Source organism: Vibrio sagamiensis NBRC 104589, from assembly GCF_007990935.1.
Taxonomy (GTDB): Bacteria; Pseudomonadota; Gammaproteobacteria; order Enterobacterales; family Vibrionaceae; genus Vibrio; species Vibrio sagamiensis.
This window is the reverse complement of the sequence record NZ_BJXJ01000020.1, coordinates 26,443-46,809: the sequence shown is the minus strand read 5'-3', so window position 1 is coordinate 46,809 and position 20,367 is coordinate 26,443. Positions and strand designations below refer to the sequence as shown.

Annotated in this window: 16 protein-coding genes; 12 read left to right on the top strand and 4 right to left on the bottom strand. The window is 41.2% G+C overall.

Going from position 1 to position 20,367, the window contains the following annotated elements; translation table 11 throughout:
* Positions 1–140: 140 nt before the first annotated feature.
* The 3 genes from VSA01S_RS11245 to VSA01S_RS11235 all read left to right on the top strand — a co-directional run bounded on the left by VSA01S_RS11245 (position 141) and on the right by VSA01S_RS11235 (position 4,157).
* The gene (locus VSA01S_RS11245) at positions 141–614 is read left to right on the top strand and encodes a CreA family protein (RefSeq protein WP_039982261.1); all 474 of its coding nucleotides are present in this window, start codon (positions 141–143) and stop codon (positions 612–614) included.
* A gap of 235 nt (positions 615–849) precedes the next feature.
* Positions 850–2,154 (top strand): inosine/guanosine kinase, encoded by a 1,305-nt coding sequence (locus VSA01S_RS11240; RefSeq protein ID WP_039982259.1) that lies wholly within the window; start codon positions 850–852, stop codon positions 2,152–2,154.
* 254 nt (positions 2,155–2,408) lie between these two features.
* On the top strand, positions 2,409–4,157 hold the full coding sequence (locus tag VSA01S_RS11235) for a formate--tetrahydrofolate ligase (protein WP_039982258.1): 1,749 nt from the start codon (positions 2,409–2,411) through the stop codon (positions 4,155–4,157).
* A 179-nt stretch (positions 4,158–4,336) separates the two neighbouring features.
* Here VSA01S_RS11235 and VSA01S_RS11230 read toward each other — a convergent pair whose 3' ends face one another.
* Entirely contained in the window at positions 4,337–7,498 is a 3,162-nt protein-coding gene (locus tag VSA01S_RS11230; protein ID WP_039982257.1) for a chitinase C-terminal domain-containing protein, read from the bottom strand.
* 548 nt (positions 7,499–8,046) lie between these two features.
* Between VSA01S_RS11230 and VSA01S_RS11225 the strand changes: the two genes are divergently transcribed.
* The 4 genes from VSA01S_RS11225 (at position 8,047) to VSA01S_RS11210 (ending at position 11,537) form a co-directional block, all read left to right on the top strand.
* Positions 8,047–8,781 carry an amino acid ABC transporter ATP-binding protein gene (locus tag VSA01S_RS11225; RefSeq protein ID WP_039982256.1) on the top strand — a complete coding sequence of 245 codons (735 nt, stop codon included), beginning with the start codon at positions 8,047–8,049 and terminating at the stop codon, positions 8,779–8,781.
* A 2-nt stretch (positions 8,782–8,783) separates the two neighbouring features.
* Positions 8,784–9,581, top strand: coding sequence for an amino acid ABC transporter permease (locus tag VSA01S_RS11220; protein WP_039982255.1), 798 nt, complete (start codon positions 8,784–8,786; stop codon positions 9,579–9,581).
* A gap of 9 nt (positions 9,582–9,590) precedes the next feature.
* On the top strand, positions 9,591–10,454 hold the full coding sequence (locus VSA01S_RS11215; protein WP_039982254.1) for a transporter substrate-binding domain-containing protein: 864 nt from the start codon (positions 9,591–9,593) through the stop codon (positions 10,452–10,454).
* Positions 10,455–10,634: 180 nt separating this feature from the next.
* Positions 10,635–11,537, top strand: a complete 903-nt coding sequence (locus tag VSA01S_RS11210) for an amino acid ABC transporter permease (RefSeq protein WP_039982252.1) — start codon at positions 10,635–10,637, stop codon at positions 11,535–11,537.
* Positions 11,538–11,605: 68 nt separating this feature from the next.
* On the opposite strand, the gene VSA01S_RS11205 is transcribed toward VSA01S_RS11210, so the two are convergent.
* Positions 11,606–12,151, bottom strand: coding sequence for an RNA-binding S4 domain-containing protein (locus VSA01S_RS11205; RefSeq protein ID WP_039982251.1), 546 nt, complete (start codon positions 12,149–12,151; stop codon positions 11,606–11,608).
* 165 nt (positions 12,152–12,316) lie between these two features.
* Here VSA01S_RS11205 and VSA01S_RS11200 point away from each other — a divergent pair, with 165 nt between their 5' ends.
* From VSA01S_RS11200 to VSA01S_RS11185, 4 genes are all read left to right on the top strand, one after another.
* Positions 12,317–13,282, top strand: coding sequence for an endonuclease/exonuclease/phosphatase family protein (locus VSA01S_RS11200; protein WP_039982250.1), 966 nt, complete (start codon positions 12,317–12,319; stop codon positions 13,280–13,282).
* A 351-nt stretch (positions 13,283–13,633) separates the two neighbouring features.
* Positions 13,634–14,824: a fused PTS fructose transporter subunit IIA/HPr protein gene (gene fruB, locus VSA01S_RS11195; RefSeq protein WP_227739645.1), complete on the top strand. Its 1,191-nt coding sequence runs from the start codon at positions 13,634–13,636 to the stop codon at positions 14,822–14,824.
* Positions 14,821–15,801 (top strand): 1-phosphofructokinase, encoded by a 981-nt coding sequence (gene pfkB, locus VSA01S_RS11190; protein WP_039982248.1) that lies wholly within the window; start codon positions 14,821–14,823, stop codon positions 15,799–15,801. The genes fruB and pfkB overlap by 4 nt, the downstream gene beginning before the upstream one ends.
* Before the next feature lie 34 nt (positions 15,802–15,835).
* The gene (locus VSA01S_RS11185; RefSeq protein ID WP_039982247.1) at positions 15,836–17,560 is read left to right on the top strand and encodes a PTS fructose-like transporter subunit IIB; all 1,725 of its coding nucleotides are present in this window, start codon (positions 15,836–15,838) and stop codon (positions 17,558–17,560) included.
* A gap of 44 nt (positions 17,561–17,604) precedes the next feature.
* On the opposite strand, the gene VSA01S_RS11180 is transcribed toward VSA01S_RS11185, so the two are convergent.
* Positions 17,605–18,309 carry a COG3650 family protein gene (locus VSA01S_RS11180; protein WP_039982245.1) on the bottom strand — a complete coding sequence of 235 codons (705 nt, stop codon included), beginning with the start codon at positions 18,307–18,309 and terminating at the stop codon, positions 17,605–17,607.
* Between the two features lie 411 nt (positions 18,310–18,720).
* Between VSA01S_RS11180 and VSA01S_RS11175 the strand changes: the two genes are divergently transcribed.
* Positions 18,721–19,446 carry a hypothetical protein gene (locus VSA01S_RS11175; protein ID WP_039982243.1) on the top strand — a complete coding sequence of 242 codons (726 nt, stop codon included), beginning with the start codon at positions 18,721–18,723 and terminating at the stop codon, positions 19,444–19,446.
* A 122-nt stretch (positions 19,447–19,568) separates the two neighbouring features.
* Here the strand turns inward: VSA01S_RS11175 and VSA01S_RS11170 are convergent, their stop codons facing one another.
* A complete protein-coding gene (locus tag VSA01S_RS11170) occupies positions 19,569–19,958 on the bottom strand; it encodes a hypothetical protein (protein ID WP_039982242.1) in 390 nt (129 codons plus the stop codon).
* Positions 19,959–20,367 lie beyond the last annotated feature (409 nt).

Here is a 20,367-nt window from a genome sequence, read left to right as displayed (position 1 = left end):
GTCAATAGAAGTTTTTTGTTTTACTGAGTAACATCTGATAAATTGTTACAATTCAAACGCCTGATAACAATAACTATGTCACTTAAAGAAAGTTAGGTGTCATTGATAAATTAAAATGTCAGCCAGAAAAAGGAAATATAATGAAAAAATACTTAGTCGCACTAGGGTTAATCTCCCTTTTAACAGGCTGTAGTGACAACGAAGTTGGTGACGTAAGTTTGGGGTTGTTTACGTTAAAAGACATTAAAATTGATCATATGCGAGATGATCTCGTACCTGGAGTTACCTGCCACATTGCATCGGTTGAAGCTAACTTAAGTTTTTCTGACCCAAGTGACAGCTCAATTTCCTGCCGCCAAACGGGTGAAATCACGCCTGAAATGATCGCTAAAATCGATAAAAGTAAATCTGGTGAAGTGGTATTTAAGCAATCTAAAAGTATTTTCTTTAAGACGATGAAGGTAAGACGTATCTATGATCCAACCACTCAAAGCTTGCTTTACTTATCTTATACCACCAAAGAAACAGAAGGCAGTTTCAAGCATAGCCTTTCAACAGTTCCACTTTGGGGAACAAAAGCATACGTGCAACCAACCGCGGCAACTTCAAATTGAGATTATTCAAACTATGTAACTAATTACTGAAAAAGCTGAGCCTGGTAAAGAGGTTAACAGGCTCATCGAGCTTAGGTATTCACAATGTGTTTTTTTAGTATTGATACAATCAACATCAATTGATGAAAAAATCGACACGCAAGTTCTATCTGCTCGGCTGTGTGAAGAAAATCCAATGATCTTATAATTTTGTGTGCTACAATCCGGCCTCTTTTTTTCTCACTCAAGAACAAGCATGAAGTTTCCTGGTCAGCGCAAATCTAAACACTACTTCCCGACTCACGCACGAGATCCGTTAGACAGTCACGTTCATCAAACCCAAAAACTGTACCGCCCTACTATCGTTGGAGTTGGTCAAACCATCGTGGATATTGAAGCTCGTGTAGACGACGCGTTTTTAGAAAAATATAACCTAAGCAAAGGTCACTCGCTGGTTCTTGAAGAGAGTAAAGCAGATGCACTTTACGAAGAATTGGTCGAACAAGGCTTGATTAGCCACCAATACCCTGGTGATACCATCGGCAACACCTTACACAATTACTCTGTGCTGGCTGACAGTAAGTCGGTCTTACTAGGTGTGATGTCTAAGAACATTCAGGTCGGCTCTTTTGCTTACCGTTACCTGTGCCGCACATCTTCACGTATGAACCTTAACCATTTGCAAACAGTAGATGGTCCCATTGGCCGCTGCTATACCTTGATTACTCAAGATGGAGAACGTACGTTTGCCATTAATGAGGGGCACATGAATCAGCTACTACCAGAAAGCATTCCAGAAGAAGTATTTACTAAAGCATCAGCTTTAGTGGTTTCTTCTTACTTAATGCGCGGTAAAAAGGAGGACCCGATGCCTCAAGCAGTTCAGCGTGCTATTGAGTTTGCCAAAAAGCATAATGTACCTGTCGTTCTAACACTTGGAACAAAGTATGTTATTGAAGGTAATGCAGAATGGTGGCAAGAATACATTCGTGACAACGTCACTATTATTGCAATGAACGAGGAAGAAGGTGCAGCACTTACGGGTGAAACCGACCCTCTTGCTGCAGCAAATAAAGCACTGGAGTGGGTCGATTTAATTCTTTGCACCGCCGGTCCTGCTGGCCTTTACATGGCAGGTTACACTGAAGACAGCACAAAACGAGAAACCACTCATAATATTCTTCAAGGCTGTATTGAAGATTTCAATAAGTTTGAATTCAGCCGGGCAATGCTGAAGAGTGATTGTAAGAGCCCAATTAAGGTTTATTCTCATATTGGCCCTTACCTTGGTGGCCCACTTGAAATCAAAAACACTAATGGTGCAGGTGATGCAGCACTATCTGCCCTTCTGCATGATATGGCGGCGAATTCTTTCCACCAAAAAGAAGTACCTAATTCAGAGAAGCACAACGTTAATTGCCTAACCTATTCTTCTCTGTCGCAAATTTGTAAGTACGCTAACCGTGTGAGCTATGAAGTGTTGACCCAGCACTCTCCTCGTTTATCTCGTGCCCTTCCAGAGCGTGAAGATAGCCTTGAAGAAACCTACTGGGACCACTAAATCAGTTCATACTGTACAAAATCTTGCTGTACAAAAGTTTGGATATAAAAAGGTCATCACTTGATGGCCTTTATACCCAAGTGACTTCAAAATTCATGATTCTTTGATAGAATCTGCATTCATTCACAACTTATTTAATACCTTCAGGACACTTCTCTTCAATACAATACATACTTTCCAACGACTCAACTTACGCATCCATCAATTTGATGCCTGCCTTACCCCATATTTGTTTACCTACTTTTGGAGCTTTTATGTTATCTGATATCGATATTTGCCGTAACACTTCCTTATCCGTCATTGATACCATCGCCGCTCATACAGGCTTGCTTCCAGAAGAATATGATTCCTATGGTAAATACAAAGCAAAAGTAAAACTTGACTGCCTTAAGCGTTTAGAAACACGCCAAACAGGAAAACTTGTTTTGGTTACCGCCATCACGCCAACGCCATTAGGGGAAGGTAAAACGGTGACAACCATTGGTCTTTCTCAGGGACTGTCCAAGATCAACCAATCGGTGATCGCATGCATTCGTCAACCTTCGATGGGCCCGGTGTTTGGTGTTAAAGGTGGCGCTGCTGGTGGTGGATATTCACAAGTGGCCCCAATGGAAGAACTCAACCTTCATTTAACGGGTGATATTCATGCGGTCACTGCTGCTCATAACCTTGCTTCTGCAGCATTAGATGCTCGCCTCTATCACGAGCAACGCGAGGGTTATGAAGCCTTTGAGCAAAGAACAGGGCTGACAGCATTAAAAATTGATATTAACCGTATTGCTTGGAAACGAGTGATGGATCATAACGATCGTGCACTCCGCATGGTTACCGTTGGTCAAAATGACGTTGGTAAAACCATCAATGGATTTGAGCGCTCGGATGGGTTCGATATTTCTGCTGCCTCAGAGCTTATGGCTATCCTTGCTTTAGCCGATGACCTTGCCGATCTTCGCCAGCGTATTGGCAAAATTGTTCTTGCTTATGATCTTGATGGCCAACCCATCACGACAGAAGACTTACAGGTCGCTGGTGCCATGACGGTAACACTCAAAGAGGCGATCAACCCTACTCTAATGCAAACTCTTGAAGGTGTACCAACGCTTATTCATGCAGGCCCCTTCGCTAACATTGCTCATGGTAACTCTTCCATTATTGCCGATAAAATTGGGCTTAAGCTGGCTGACTTTGTCGTCACAGAAGCTGGGTTTGGCTCAGACATGGGTTTCGAAAAAGCCTGTAATATAAAAGCGGCTGCGGCTAAGAAAGCACCAGATTGTGTTGTTGTCGTTGCCACTCTTCGCGGCTTAAAGGCAAATTCAGGTCACTATGACTTGCGTCCTGGTATGGCCATTCCTGATACTATCTTTAACCCAGATACTGAAGCGCTTAAAGCAGGATTCGAAAACCTGAAATGGCATATCAACAATGTTCACAAGTATGGCTTACCTGCAGTTGTAGCGATAAACCAGTTCCCACAAGATAGCGCTGAAGAACTCGCCGAACTAAAGCATTTGATACACAAACAATTTCCGGATGTAAAAGTCGCCATCAGTACCGCGTTCAGTGACGGTGGACAAGGTGCAACGGAGTTGGCTCAACATGTCGTTAGTACCTGTGAACAATCAACCGCTTTTAGACCACTCTATCAACGTGAACAAACACTGAAAGAGAAAATCATGTCAGTGTGTGAAGTCGGTTATGGGGCTGCTAATGTTGATCTCAGCCCAACGGCTAAGCAACAACTGACTCAATTCGAACAGCTTGGCTTTGATCACCTTGCCGTATGTATTGCGAAAACCCCTCTTTCTATTACACCAGATTCGGCTATAAAAGGCGCACCAAGCCACTTTACCGTACCGATTAGAGAACTGCGTTTATGTGCAGGTGCTGGGTTTATTTATGCATTATCAGGTAATGTGATGACCATGCCTGGACTTCCTGATAAACCAGCGTTTATGAAGTTAGATCTTGATGACCAAGGCCAAATCATTGGTATTGACTAATTTTATTGACTAATAAACTGTCTCCTAGTAAACAAAAACGCACGACCGAAATCGCGCGTTTTTATTTTCTAAGCTTTTTTGTTTAAACGATACGTTTCAAATAAGACGCTTCAAACTCATTCGATTAAACTTTACGTTTAACGTTAGATCTTAGGTTAACGCTAGTTCTTAGGTTAACACTATACATTACAAACCGTTGCCCAGCTTCCATCACTGCCAGGTTCGGAAGATGTCCACCAATTGGCTTGATACACCGCACCATTATGAATCACTTTATCCCCTTGGTTAGCATGGCTTGGGTTACCCGCCCAGTCTTTTTGAGGGAAATCAGGGTATGTCACCAAACCAGAGGTATCACAAGTACCAGGATCCGTTCCATCACCGCCACCATTTCCTGAATTTAAATCACCCGTTGGTAAGTCTGGTTGTTCAAATTTAAAGGCGAACGATTTGCCACCAGAGATCACAGCATAATTAGCTGGGCCTGATATTGGCAGGTAGTACACCATATCCAGTTCATAAGAGCCACCAGCAGGGAGCGTTTTCCATGCAGGTAGAGAGAACGACACTCGATGCATCACCCCATCCAAGCCGCCGATATTGTTTGGACGTGTATGACCAGAAGCAATCACACTTAGGCCACCTCCTGACTGATCTTTCGCGTTATCTGGTGCCGAAACAGGAATATCAAACTGAAACTCCGTACCGCCTGCAATATCTTGACCGGTATTGTTAGTAAAGGTGATGGTTGGGTTGATTGGGTAGTTCTGATCGCCAACTTTAAAACCACTGACACTGACTGCAATATCGACCGCTTCTGCGGGTATAGCTCCTGTAGCTAAGGTATTACCATATGGCGTTGCCGCTTTGAACTTGTCATAAATCGCCTTGGTCATGGTATTCCCCATGTGGTATTCACCGTTACCCGCCGCACACGCTTGTTCAGTCGTGTCGATAGCGGTACGCTGACCATTCGCATCAAGCACATAACAGTTGTAGTCACCTGCAAGTTCCCAGAACATGATGCCGCCAATTTCTTTATCAATCACGTAATCGGCTTTTACTTCAATCGAGGCTTTATCTTCAGTTGAAATAAACACACTCTTTTCAGCATTCCATAACCAAGGAGCAACGGCGACATCATCATAGTAGCGGGTATATGAGCCAACAAATTTATCTGAAGGATCATTCACCGGATCAAGGCCGTAAGCATCAGCGTAAGATCCCCAAATCCCTTTTTCTAGGTTTTTAGCATGCCACATCGGGTTAGAGCCTGCGCCCATTTCCCTGCCTTGTGGATCTAAATCATGCCACATGTTATCGATACCAATAGCACCATGGCCGCAGTTGTTTTTCTCTCCTTCGCCGGTACCCGGAGCACATTCAGATTGGTTAGGTAACGCCGCACGTCCCCACAGCCCATTATCGCCTCCTTTAACACCTTGCCAACCACGGGTGTAATACGGCACACCAATGTTGATACGTCCTGCAGGCATCGAGCCTCGGAAGTAATGATAAGCCCAGTCAGTATTCAGATATCCGATCCCACCATATGCAGCCGTATCGTAGACATTCCATTGCGCCAATTCAGAGTCTTTACCAGTATCATACAGAGCCGCATTGTGCCCAACATGATCATTCCATGCCCCATGCAAGTCATAAGACATGATATTGACGTAATCGAGATACTGCGTGACATCAAAAGTTTCCATGCCTCTGAGCAAATAACCAGAAGACGGTGCCGCAATGGTCAACATGTAGTGGATGCCATCTTGGGCTGAAGCGGCATCCAATTTTTCACGCAATACTTTCATTAACTCTTGGTAAGAAGCCCACAAATAAGGACGACGTGGTTCCATATAATCTTTGTCGTAAGGATTACCTGCACCGGCCATCGATGTTGGGTACTCATAATCAATGTCTAATCCATCGAACTTATAAGTACGCATCATTTCCACGGCCGAAGCGGCAAATTTTTCGATTCCTGCATGGTTTATAGAACCGTCAGAGTTAGTGGTCATGGTATAGAAACCGCCATCTGCCACTCGCTTGCCGTCTGGACCAAAGTGACCGCCCGTCTCTGCCCAGCCACCAATAGAAATCAACGTCTTAACATCGTGCTTTTGTTTGTAGGTGGCCAGTGCACCGAAATGACCTTTAAATCCTAAAGCTGGATCCACCTCCACATCTGGCCATGTTTTACCGGTTGCAGGGTTATCTGGGTCAGTCACATCACCAACATTGACTTTGCCATCAGAACCAATACTAACAAACGCATAGTTGATATGAGTTAACTGTTCCCAAGGAATATCTTTGACCAAATAAGTAGATTGAGGATCACCGCCACTTCGCCAACTTGTGAAATAGCCAATCACGCGTCGAGGATGGTCGGCCCCCATTAACTCACGTCCTTCCTCATCGTAGATACTACAGTACGGAACATCAAGGCCTGCGGTTTGATATAAGCCATCAGGACGACAGTTGGATGTTACGGCTCCGCCATTAACCGCCAGCACGGCAATAGAGGAGTCCGCACTTGCCCCAGCATCATCCGTTGCTTTGGCATAGATCGATAAAGAGCCCGCCCTCTCTGGGGTAAGCTCTAGTGTATAAGGTGCCGCTGTTGCCGTGCCGACCAATACACCTGCAGCAAAAAACTCAACTTTAGCTACTGAGCCATCAGCATCGGTTGCATTCGCCGTCAACGTCACACTTTGACCAAGTTCAACAGCTGAGCTAGACAGTAAAACGTCAACGGTTGGAATTTGATTACCCGGTTGGTCTGACGCAACCGTCACACTCACAGCGCTCACAGCACTGGCTGCATTTTTGTTGTCGTAAGCTTTCGAAGCAAGCTCATATGTCCCTTCTGTCGCAGTCCAATTGACAGAATAAGGGGCTGATGTCGCAGTACCAATCAAGGTACCATTAACAAAAAATTCGACCTTATCAATGCTTCCATCGTTGTCTGATGCTTCTGCGGTCAATGCAACAACATCCCCAATTTGAATTGGAGTAGATGAGGAAGGTGAAGTAAGAGCGACGGTAGGCAGTTCATTGACTGGTGGGGTGACTGGGTCAATGTCACAAATGCCTAAACTTTCCCATTCCCCCCATTCACTAGATTTAGACGGGCTATTATTTTGAGTCCAATAGCGAGCTTTATAAGCGATATTATCTTGTTGAACTTGATCACCACCATGGTAAACCTTCGCCGAATCCCATACTTCTAACGACGCACAATCAAAAGCAGCATGACTGCTAAAAGCTAACATGCATGATGCCGTTAACGAGCTAAGGGTAAAGATACCATTTATGGCTTTTCTACTGCCTAACTTCATCGATTTCTTCCTTAAGTTATTTACTTGATTCATCCTGATCTCTATGACTCTAGTCATAATCCAACTTTTATTTCACTGTAAAATAACTTAAGCGCAACAATTAAATAACACACCATTCACTCATCTTTTTTTAGTAACAGATCTCATAATTAGCCAAGAATGATGTAACAATGACCCACTTATTTTGGAGTAATAAATGCTTTTATTGCCGTTCCAGTATCGTAAAAATAAGTGCTGCTGTAATTTTTAAAACTTCACTTAGTAAACATTCATTACTTTTGTTATCTCAGTTACCGCCTTACTCGACTTGGGTAGAGAAAAATATTTATAAACAATGTGATCCAATCTTGATTTTCTCCACTATACACAGGACCACATGTTCTTTACTCTGCCAAAGCACTATTTTTACCTTTGGTTTACCTTATTTCGTAATGACAGCAGGTATAATCAACAAAAAACTTATTGAGCATTGCATTCCATTTCAAGATGCAATCTTCTTAGTTAGTTGTTATTGTAAGAAAAAATTCAGTATTCATAAGTGAGTCGTTTTGCAAGATCATATAAACGTTGTAGACTTTGACGGCGTGAACAAATGGTATGGTGAATACCATGCCCTCAAAGACATCAATTTTTCGGTCAACTTAGGTGAAATCGTTGTTATTTGCGGCCCTTCAGGCTCTGGTAAATCAACTCTTATTCGCTGTATTAATCACCTAGAATCAATCCAAGATGGACAATTGCAGGTATTAAGCCTCCCTGCTGGCTCTAAGCAACTCAAACCAGGGCAAATTGGAATGGTATTCCAACATTTTCATCTATTTCCTCACTTAACCGTATTAGAGAACCTGACACTGGCACCAATTAAAACGCTTAAACTCACTAAACATGAAGCCAATAAGCGAGCACGTCATTATTTAAAGCGGGTGAACATAGAAGAACAAGCACACAAGTTCCCATCCCAACTTTCGGGAGGCCAGCAGCAACGCGTCGCCATCGCTCGTTCCTTATGTATGGAACCTGACCTATTATTATTTGATGAGCCAACTTCGGCACTTGATCCAGAAATGATTAATGAGGTTTTAGACGTTATGGTTGAACTTGGTAAAAGTGGCATGACCATGATTTGTGTCACTCATGAAATGGGTTTTGCCAAAAAAGTAGCTGACCGCGTCGTATTTATGGATGAAGGTAAAATCATTGAAGTTAACTCACCCAATGAACTCTTCAACTCACCTCAGCACCCACGAACTCAAGCCTTTTTAAAGCAAATATTGAGTCACTAAGCATGGTTTATCGTTTATTCAAGCCTGTACTGCAAGCACTCATTCAGATTACTATCTTATTGTTTGGCATCGTATGGGTGCTTGAATCTGGTGCTCAAGCAATGGGCTACCAATGGCAATGGGATCGCATTCCAGATTACATCGCTTTCTATGAAGATGGACAATGGTGGCCAGCTGAGCTTTTAGATGGCGTGATGGTGACAATTAGACTCTCAGCATTAAGCTTATGTTTTACTCTCGTGATAGGCTTCATTACTGCACTATTACGGTTAAGCCACTCTATTATAGGAAGAGCCATCGGAAGTGCTTATGTTGAGCTCATACGTAATACCCCTTTGCTTGTTCAAGTTTATCTGCTTTATTTTGTGTTTGGCCCGATGCTTAGTTTAGATCGGTTTAGTACTGCCGTTCTTGCCTTGTCTTTGTTTCAGGGAGCTTATACCGCAGAAATTCTTCGAGCGGGTTTAAATAGCATTTCAAAAGGCCAATTTGAAGCGGCAAAAACCCTTGGCTTATCTTCGTTCCACACATACAAAACCGTCATTATGCCGCAGGTTTTGCAACGTACATTACCCGCCTTAACCAACGAAGTCGTGTCATTGGTAAAAAACTCGTCCATCGTCAGCGTTATGGCTATTTTTGATCTGACAACACAAGCACGAAATATCGTTTCAGAAACTGCAATGCCTTTCGAAGTGTGGTTTACAGTCGCGGCTATTTACCTTGTTCTGACGCTTACACTGTCAGCTATTTCAGCATTACTCGAACATAAATTAGGAGCCAGTTGGCGTAAACCATAAGGAATCTCTATGACTATTTTTAAAACCGCAATAACCGCGCTGTTCGGCTTGAGTTTAGCCTTACCTTCTATAGTAACGGCAAACACTGCAACACTAAGTTCTGCCTCTCCAGCAATAAGCAATGATGGAAAGAACACCCCGAACCTTGATGAAATTAAAAAGCGTGGCATATTACGAGTAGGTATGTCGACGTTTGTTCCATGGGCTATGCGAAATAAACAAGGTGAACTGATTGGCTTTGAAGTTGATGTCGCTAAACGCTTAGCCGCTGATACAGGCTTAAAAGTTGAATTTGTTCCGACTGCATGGGATGGCATCATCCCTGCTCTATTAGCTAAGAAGTTTGATGTCATTATTGGAGGGATGTCAATTACACCGGAACGATCCAAAAGCGTTCTATTTACCAAGCCTTATTCACACTCAGGTGTACAAGTCGCCGCCAATAAAAAGCTGGCCGAGGGTTTCAATGAGTTTTCTGATTTTAACTCTCGCCGAGTGAAAATTGCGGCTCGTCGAGGCGCTTATACCGTCCAAGTCGCTAGGGAGAATTTTCCTAAAGCCAAGATTCTTCAATTCGATGATGAGGCCCAAGCTTTCCAAGAGGTTCTTAACGGTAATGCTCATGCCGTTATCGCCTCGAGTCCTAAGCCTGAGCACGAATCAGTGAAACATGCCAACAAGCTCTTTTTGCCATTCAGTGAACGCTTATCCAAAGGTAATGAGGCCTTTGCCGTCCGTCTGGGAGAGGAAGACAAACAAGCTTTCTTTAATCAATGGATTGAAGCACGAACTCAAGATGGTTGGCTCGATGAACGTTATGAATATTGGTTCTCGACTTTAGATTGGCAAGACCAGATAGCTAAGGCTAAGTAATTGTATTTTAGAGTTTGACCTGAAGCGCTTAACTTTAAATCCCCAAATAAACGTAACAAGCTTGGGGGCTTAAGTATTCTGTATCTAGTTATAAGTAACAAATAAACAAAAGATAAATAGCTCGATCTACTTTATGCCCGTAAAGTAGATCGAATGCATTAAACGCACAAGGAACTTGATGTGAATCGTTCTTACCCCGTCCACCAACAGCCGCCTCAGTCCAACACACTTTTTAAACGCCTCAATGGCCTTGATTGGTGTCTATTACTGATTTGTACCGTTGCCGTTTTGTGGTTCATTCAGCGTTCAACGGTCGGAATTAACTATATCTGGCAATGGCGTGAAACCATCGATTTACTTTTCACCCCGACACAAAATGGCGGGATACCTTATTTTTTTCAAGGTTTAATCGCGACCCTTCGTTTGAGCCTGTGGGGCTTAGCCTTTGCAGTATTGTTCGGCGTTTTGATCGGCCTAGCTCGATTTTCTCATTCTTCTTGGCTGAGATTGCCAGCCACGGGCTTTATTCAGTTAGTAAGAAATATTCCCCCTCTCGTATTTGTGTTTATCTTTTATTTTTTTATCTCGAACCAAATCATTCCTTTGCTTGGTCTTGAATCTATTCTACGTCAACACTCAGGTGAGATTTCCACATTACAAGCATTCTTGTTTGGCCCTGCGAATTTGTGGGAAAACTTACTCTCAGGCGTGTTTTGTATCGGCTTACTGTCATCGGCTTATATTGCCGAAATTGTTCGAGCTGGATTACAAGGAATAGATAAAGGACAGTGGGAGGCATGCCAATCTCTTGGATTATCTCGCTGGGTAACCTATCGCAAGGTGATTGCGCCACAAGTATTCAAAGCCATTAGCCCCGCTTTGGCAGGACAAACCATCTCGTTAGTTAAAGATACTTCTATTGTTTCATTGATTTCAATTCAAGAGATGACTTTCGTTGGTACAGAAATGGCTAACTCGTCTGGGTTTATTTTTGAAGTGTGGCTAATCGTAGGCTTGGCTTACTTTTTACTTTGCTTCTTTTTGTCTTACCTATTCAAACAAATAGAGAAGCGCACGCAATAATTTACATCAGAGCGAACATTAAATTATTGCGCGTAAAATTAATTCGGTTTGATAAAACAGGCACCCGATTAGAAAAAGTCAATGCTATTACGACCGCTTTTCGGGTCTCTAACCGATTCCGATGTTTTTTTGCCTTGTTTGTTTTTATGCGTAGATTGAGGCTGAGCGCTACTTTGCTCACGGCGCTGTTTGTCTGCCGCTTTTCGACCTGTCGACTGTGGGCCAGACGGTTTAGGGTTGGTCATTTTTGATTTATGGGACTTTGCGGCCTTCTTCTTCTGTCGAGAAGCTTGCTCCTTTTTGAGTTTTTTCTCTGCTTTTTGCTCAGTGGTTTCTGTCACTGGAGCTTCACAAATAACCACATAATATTCTTGATTAAATTCAAAAAAGTCACCATCGTACATTTTACGACGTTTACGAGTTTCTAGCTCTCCATTGACCGCAACGTAGCCTTCATCGATTACATGTTTGGCTTCCCCACCGCCACTGACTAAATTGGCAATTTTGAAGAGTTTGTATAACTCGATTGGATGCGCATCAACTTCAATGCCAATAGCTTCAATTTCAATTTCTTCATCTTGCGAGTCTATTTCGTTTTGGTAATCTTGGTTCATCTTATCCACTCTTACTTTATGACGGTCGCAGTGTAAACGGAATAGCCAAAAATAGAAACGTTAACTTAATATCACATTATGTTGCTTTTTAAATCATCACCAAGCTAGCTCTCACCTACAACAAGGTGTATATTTTAGTCATATACTCAATCTAACTGACTGAAAATGAGCGCATCGCCCCCACTAAAGCGTATTACTTTTGCCACTGCCAATTTACTTAACTTCCTTGAGCCGCCAAATGCATTCTACGACTTCGAAAACATATATTCGCATCAAGATTGGCAAGGTAAACTAAACTGGACTCAGCAGCAGATTGAAAAATTGAACCCTGATATCATAGGTCTGCAAGAAGTTTTTAGTATTGAGCAAACACGTACGTTTTTTAACGATATCGGCTACCCCTACTTTGCCAGTGTGGACACTCCGCATGTTGAATCCGATTATATTTATAGTCGACCTGTTGTCGCCATTGCGTCACGATTTCCGATTGAAAAATGTTACCCTGTAACTATCGATGAGCCTGCGCTAAAAGCCTATGGGGATTTTCAGGCTCCCACTTTTAGTCGCCTACCACTTTGCGCGCAGGTTGTGCATCCTCGACTGGGCCATATGGCGGTCTATGTTACCCATCTCAAATCACAACGCCCTGCGGAGGCCAGCCAACAGGAGCTTTCCTCCCACCCTCTGGCACGTTGGCTTTCTACCCAGCAGCGTGGATGGGAAGCTGCGATGTTAAGGCATGCAATGCAGATTAAATATGCCAGTCGACCCATGCCGACTATCCTATTAGGGGACATGAACCAACCTATTTCTGAGAATAGCGTAACTCAGGTTCTGTTAACCAATAACCATGACAGCCTAAAGCAAGAATTACAGTTATATGATGGATGGGCGTTGCAAGCTCCTCCTCCCACAAAGGACAGGCCGGCAACACACTATCATTTCGGTACAGGTAACGTGCTGGATTACATTATTTTATCTCAAGAGTTCTGCCCAACTGATGATAGAAGCATTGCTCAAGTCATTGATTATAAAGTTAGCGACAAGCATTTAATTAATCCTTGCTTTGAACAAGATAAATATGCCAGCGATCATGGGTTTGTTGCACTTACTGCAGAAATTTATATTTAAACATGACTATTAACATAATAAAAACAATTTTAGAACACAAACACGGAATTATTATTCACCTAGAAATCTTTTAATTTATCTCATATCATCAACTTAACCGAATTATGTGTAGTTTATCAAACTAACCACACTTTGATAATCTAACGCATTGAATTTAAAAAATAAAAAATCCAATATACGCCTTCCTTGAACTATATTAACTGAGCTCAAAAAACAATATCACTAAGGTACAATATTGCTAGTTAAGCAAAATTGTTATGATGAGATGTTTGTATGACGAAATTTTCTTACGACATAATTATCTTGCTACGACTCAATCAATGAAACGGACTCCGTCAAAGTGACTTATTAATGAGCAAAAAAAAAATAAAACCTTTAGGCGTTGAAATTTCCATGCTCAAATTAAACGAAAGTGACATATTTCTTAATCAAAATGCAGAAAACAAATGTGATGCAATAAAGCAGATCGGCCATTCTCTTGTTTCCAAAGGGGCTGTCGAATCTTTCTATATTAATGCCATGCTAAAACGTGAAGCTCAGTGTTCAACCTATTTAGGTAAAGGCATTGCTATACCTCACGGAACCCTTTCTACGAGAAACCTAGTAAAAGAAACTTCTGTCGTCATACACCACTACCCAGAAGGTGTTGAATGGGATAATGGTCATGCTGTATACATCGTGATTGGTATCACCGCTAATTCTGATGAACATTTAGATATTTTAAAGCAGCTTACAAGAGTGCTTGGTAGCGAGGCTATTCAGCAAAAGATTCGAACCTTAAGCAATAAACAGGACGTGATTGAACTTTTTCAAGGCAATAATCAACGAGATATTCTATTTGATAAAAGTCTAATTCAGAAAAATTTTCCTACCACCAACATGGTTGAGCTCATTGCAGCGGCAGCAGGCTTACTAAAAAATAAAGGGTGTGGTGACTCAATATTTACCTCAGAATTGACATCACAAATACCATCCCCTTTAGGTAAAGGGATATGGATTATTGGCACCAATAAGCATGTCATACAAACAGGATTTGCATTGATTACTAGTCAACAGTCGTTTACCTACAAAAACCAAACGGTCAAAGCATTAATCGCCTTTGCTGCAAACAGTTGTAACCATAAGAAGTTTCTAGATGTTATTTCTACTCTTATTTTTGAACAGAATCATTCGCTTCTGCTGAATGCAAATGATGAACAACTATTGTCACTTTTCTGTTCCCAGAAAACATTGTCCAGAGAAAAGAATCACTCCAGAAGTGCAACTTTTGTCGTAAAAAACAAACACGGGCTGCATACTCGGCCAGACACAAAGCTCGTGGCAGAAGCTCGTAAGTTTCGCTCAATCATTCACGTTACTAACCTCAATAACGATAGCAAAACAGTTAACGCAAAAAGCTTGATCAAGGTTCTTTCTCTCGGAGTAAAAAAAGGACACCATCTTACATTTATTGCAAATGGGCAAGATGCAGAACAAGCGATCGAATCTATTGGTAAAGTTATGACTTCAGGACTTGCCGATCGAATAGGAACACCACCATGATTTGCCAAACAACACCAAATACTTCGACTAAAAAAGTCGTCACCGTCACTCTTAACCCTGCGTTAGATCTCACTGGGTCTTTGGATACTCTCAATGTAGGCAACGTGAATATCATCAATGAAAGTCATTTTCATGCAGCTGGTAAAGGAATTAATGTTGCCAAAGTCCTCGCACAGCTAGGAGCAGAAGTTACCGTTACAGGCTTTTTAGGTCAAAATAACACAGAGCCTTTTGAACAGTTATTTAATCAATTGAATGTCACTGATGCCTTTATTCGTGTTGCTGGCGACACACGTATTAATGTCAAGCTAGTCGAAGACAATGGGCAAGTGAGTGAAATTAATTTCCCTGGTTTACAAATTTCAAAAGACTCTATTGCTCAATTTGAGAACACTTTATATCAACTTATGTCCAATCATGATTATTTTGTTTTTTCGGGCAGCCTACCTGCGGGAGTATGCCCAACACAATTGGCAATCTGGATTGAACATCTAGGCATAAATGGCAAGAAAGTCATGTTTGATAGCAGTAAATCAGCTCTAGCAGAGGGCATTAAGGCGACACCTTGGCTGATCAAACCAAACCATGAAGAGCTGGGGGAATACTTAGGTCGAGAGCTTGACACTAAACAAGCCTGTATAGAAGGAATAAATCAACTAAGCCATACTGGAATAAAAAACACTATAGTTTCGATGGGATCATTAGGAGTGATATGGCGTATTAAAGACGAGTATCTCTATGCTCAACCTCCCGTGATTCCAGTAGTAAGTACCGTTGGAGCCGGGGATTCCTTAGTCGCAGGAATCTGCTGGGGGCATATACAATCCATGGAACCCATCAAGCTGTTACGTTTTGCGACCGCTCTTTCTGCACTGGCTGTAACGCAAATAGGTGTCGGATTCACATCCCAAAATGAACTTAAATTTATTCTTGAACAAACTCAAGTTAGTCACCTCTCCGCAGATCACCTACTTTAAAAAATTTAAGACAAGCGACTTTCTACGAGGGAATATGAAAAACATTGTGATCATTACTGCTTGCCCAAGCGGGATAGCAAATAGCATACTTGCAGCCGGCCTGCTAGAACAAGCAGCCGCTAAATTAGGTTGGCATGTAAAAATCGAATGTCAGACAAACCTCATTCAACCACAAATTTTGACTGAGACTGATATTGCACAAGCTGAAGTAGTGATCATTGCCTCTGACGTTGCTATTGATACCTCTCGATTTGTTGGCAAGCAAATTTATCAATCTGAGATTAGCTCTGTTATACAGGATGCGACTTTTTTCCTACAGACGGCAGTGGCTAATACCGCAATTTTATTAGAAGCAACCTCAACTCCCACCAGCAAAAAAATTGTAGCGGTCACTTCTTGCCCAACCGGGATTTCTAACACATTTATGACGGCAGAAGCCCTAGAAGAAGAATGCAGACGTAGAGGCGACCATATACGAATAGAAACACGAGGTTCTATTGGTACTAAGCAAACCTTATTGCCAAAAGAAATCGAGCAAGCCGATCTCGTCATCATTGCTGCAGATATTGATGTCCCATTGACTCGATTTCATGGTAAAAAATTGTATTTCACCACCACCAACCTTGTCTTGAGTAACCCAAGTGACGAGGTCAATAATGCTCTCAAACAAGCAGAAATATATATGCCTTCTAATACAGAAGATTGCTCTACAAAATCTCCTAGGATAGAAGCAAGCATCAATAAACATCTCATGACAGGCGTATCGTACATGCTCCCTGTCGTAGTAGCGGGTGGCATTTTAATCGCACTATCTTTTATGTTTGGAATTGAAGCGTTTAAACAAGAAGGCACTCTGGCATCAGCCCTCATGACGATCGGTGGTGATGCCGCTCTGGAACTTATGATACCAGTACTTGCCGGTTTTATTGCTTACTCCATCGCGGATAGACCTGGCTTAGCCCCCGGTATGGTAGGTGGTATGCTAGCACATTCAATAGGAGCTGGCTTCCTTGGAGGTATCGCTGCTGGCTTTATCGCAGGTTATAGCGCAAAATTCCTTGCTGAAAAAATATCACTTCCGTATGTTTTAGATACTCTGAAGCCTGTGTTGATCATTCCTTTTGTCGCAACGCTCATTACTGGCCTGAGTATGATTTATATCATTGGCCATCCTATTGCCGGTTTAATGAATGAATTAACTCATTTTCTCGATAATCTGAGCTCAAGCAATGCTGTTTTACTTGGGCTTGTCTTGGGTGCAATGATGGGATTTGATTTAGGAGGTCCAGTTAATAAAACTGCGTATGCATTTGGTGTGGGTTTATTGGCTTCTCAAACATACGCTCCTATGGCGGCAATAATGGCGGCTGGTATGGTCCCCGCAGTAGGAATGGGTATTGCTACGCAACTTGCTAAACCTTGTTTCAACAAAAGCGAGCGAGAAGCAGGCAAAGCGTCTTTTTTACTCGGGCTGTGTTTTATTTCTGAAGGCGTGATCCCTTTTGCTGCCAAAGATCCTTTCAGAGTTATTCCTGCTTGTATGGTAGGCAGTGCAGTCGCTGGAGCACTATCTATGTTATTTGGAGTAAACTTAATGGCCCCTCATGGTGGGTTATTTGTTTTATTAATCCCTAATGCAATCTCACCAGTTTTACCCTATTTAGGAGCAATTAGTGCTGGGAGTTTAGCCACTGGAGCAATGTACGGGTTATTAAAAATCAAGTCTAACAATAAGCTAGTGAACTGCGCCCAAAAGTAAAACTAAAAACGAGGGGATTTCAAGTCCCCTCTTCATTTGCGTTATTACTTTGGCGTCGATTCAATATCGACATGATTGGTTTTCATATTCACAGTTGCGTGGTAAAGACTTTGTGGCTCACCATGGTGTTTAAAAGTGAAGTGATAGACATAATCCGGAGTCCAAAGCATCGTTTGATCCAATGGCATAATATCGTAGCCATCTTGCTGGTAAACTTCTGTCGCCATCACATTTGCAATCGCAGCAGAAGTCTCTCTTATCACCGTTGGTTGTGTTGATGGATTATTTGGATAAGATTGACCATTAAAACTCATCTTACGATAAGCACCGTTACTCCATACAATAAAATCTTGCCATCCATTTGAACGAGTTTCAGCAATCAGTATCGGTGTTCTTGTTATCGTCATTCGGTTGATCACATGACCTACATTATCAAATATGTAAGCCACACATCCACCACTACCACAGAAGTAAGGCTCTTGCATCAGCACAATATGTTCCGCACTTCCATCGTGATTAAGATCAGCAGAGCCAGTTAAGTAACGCGGATTATCGTCTTTGACAGATAATCCAACTGGCATAAGAATACTGTTATCCACCCATGTTGCTATCGATGCTGCATCTGCACTTTTAACACTCTTTATCCCATCATGAGTAGAATCAGAAGAGAAAAGGCTGCCAATAGAGCTACACCCAGACAAGGCCAAGGAGCTAAGAAGAAGAAAGCTGTGTAATCTGTAATTATTCATATAAATTGACTTTGTTTTTCATGGACTGAGTTAGTATACGCATTAACCTCTAACTTTATGAAATTAAATTGTCACCATTTGAATTTATTCGGTTAAAAAGTACCTCACTCACAACATAGACAAATCTTTCAAACCAGTAGCTTAGTAAGTTAAAGTCGATAAATCGACGAATAAATGGCGACAATGAGTTTATTACACCAATTTTTAGAAAGTGATATGCAAAGAGATCTACTGGAGAAGCTTATAGAATTCCATGTCAATGAATTTACTGATTTATTTACGGGGAACTCAAAGTAAGGCAAGGCAGCACCATATTATGAAGAAAGAGACCTTGAGTTCAGCACCTCAGAAACCCCTTCTGTAATAAAACTTCATAAATTATCAGTTGATCTTATGACTGAAAGAACAACAATGATAAAAATTATAATTTTTGAAGGCATTATGAAAAGCAACTTTCCCATTTCAAAAACAAACCACCTCATCCAACAATATGAAGGTGCTAATACTTCATTTAACATTAGATCTGTTTTTAACAAAAAAATTAAACCACCATTTACAGCAATCAACTTAGCAGTGAAGAAAGTACATAATCAATATATTATCAATAAAGCCATAAAAATGACTTTAGTCGAAGCAGAGAAACCCACCAAAAAAGAGAGTAATATACAATATGAAACTCTTTATAATCATGTTATTTTCCGAGCAACCTCTGAAGTGAATTCACACTTAGTCCAGAAAGCTGATGAAATAGTTAAGAAAGTTGATAAAACTCAAGCTAAAGATAGAATAAGCAAAGCTAGGAATAATATTGAAGAAGAGTTAAAAAGCTTCATGAAAGTCGATAATTTAATGAATTCAGGACCACTTTATGCTTTCCTAACTTCTCAAATGGAAGGGAGTATGAAATCTTTGAATAAAAATGAAAGGGATGCAATGCGCAAATCGGCATATGAACAACTTGATCAACATATTGATAAGATTATTAAAAATAAGAAACTCAATACTCATTCGATACAAGAAGTTAAGCAACATGTAAACCTGCTTGTAAGTAAAGAATTTGCTGAAACAAAAAGAACATTCAATAAGCTTCTCAGGCGCAATCAAGATTTTCCTATAAAGTCACAAAAAATCAGCTAATCGTAAAGCTCCTGAAGGAAGTGGAAGCAGGCTGAAAGGTAAGCGAAGTCTGTCGGGAATACTATATACTAAGGCGCCCAAATGAGCGCCCTATAACATCTTTAATTTTTACAGCAAACCACTTACACTTCTACTGTTTTAGTGACACCTTTTTCAGGAGGAAGTTTGATAAACTCATACCATTCTGTAAGGATTGTTAAAAACATCGTTGTCGGAATAAATTGATTGTAGGAATCATCAAAATTAAAGTAAAGTTCCGTAAGCTCTCTGCCTATATCTGCGGAGAATGTTTCACTAGTTATATCTCCCCTTTCAAGTTGACCTTCTATGACTTTCTTAGTTTCCTCAATTCCATCTTTGGCTCTTTCGATCACTGCTTTAAACCCCAATCCACCATCATCCGTTAAAACACCAACTAATGGGTCACAGTTTTTAAAAGCAGGTGTGTCGTTAATACCACGAGCGAATGGCTCATCGAAGAATTCAAACTCCCAATAAAATTTAATTTTCATTAATATTTCTCTTATCTTAAAGGGTGAACCGTTGGGTTCGGATATAAGTATCAGAATTTATAAATTTATAAGGTTCGAAAATCTAGGCAAAACGTGCTTTCTATAGACAGAACTGTCTGTTGCATTGGCTTAGTATAAAATTTGACAATATTAATAACAGCCACATTTTTTGAATAAGAATATAGTTATCTAACTCATAATATATACAAGCCTTTTAAATCAGCAGCTTAGTAAGTTAAAGTCGATAAAATGGCGACACTGAGTTTGTGTCGCCAATTTTTAGAGAGTGATACTCGAAAAGATCTACTAAAGAAGCTGTTGGACAAAAGCACGTTAGAGTATGGATTCTAACGTGCCAAAACTGGATTAGAAAAAGTATCTTGATGCCTTAAATGCTTGTTAGTTGTTA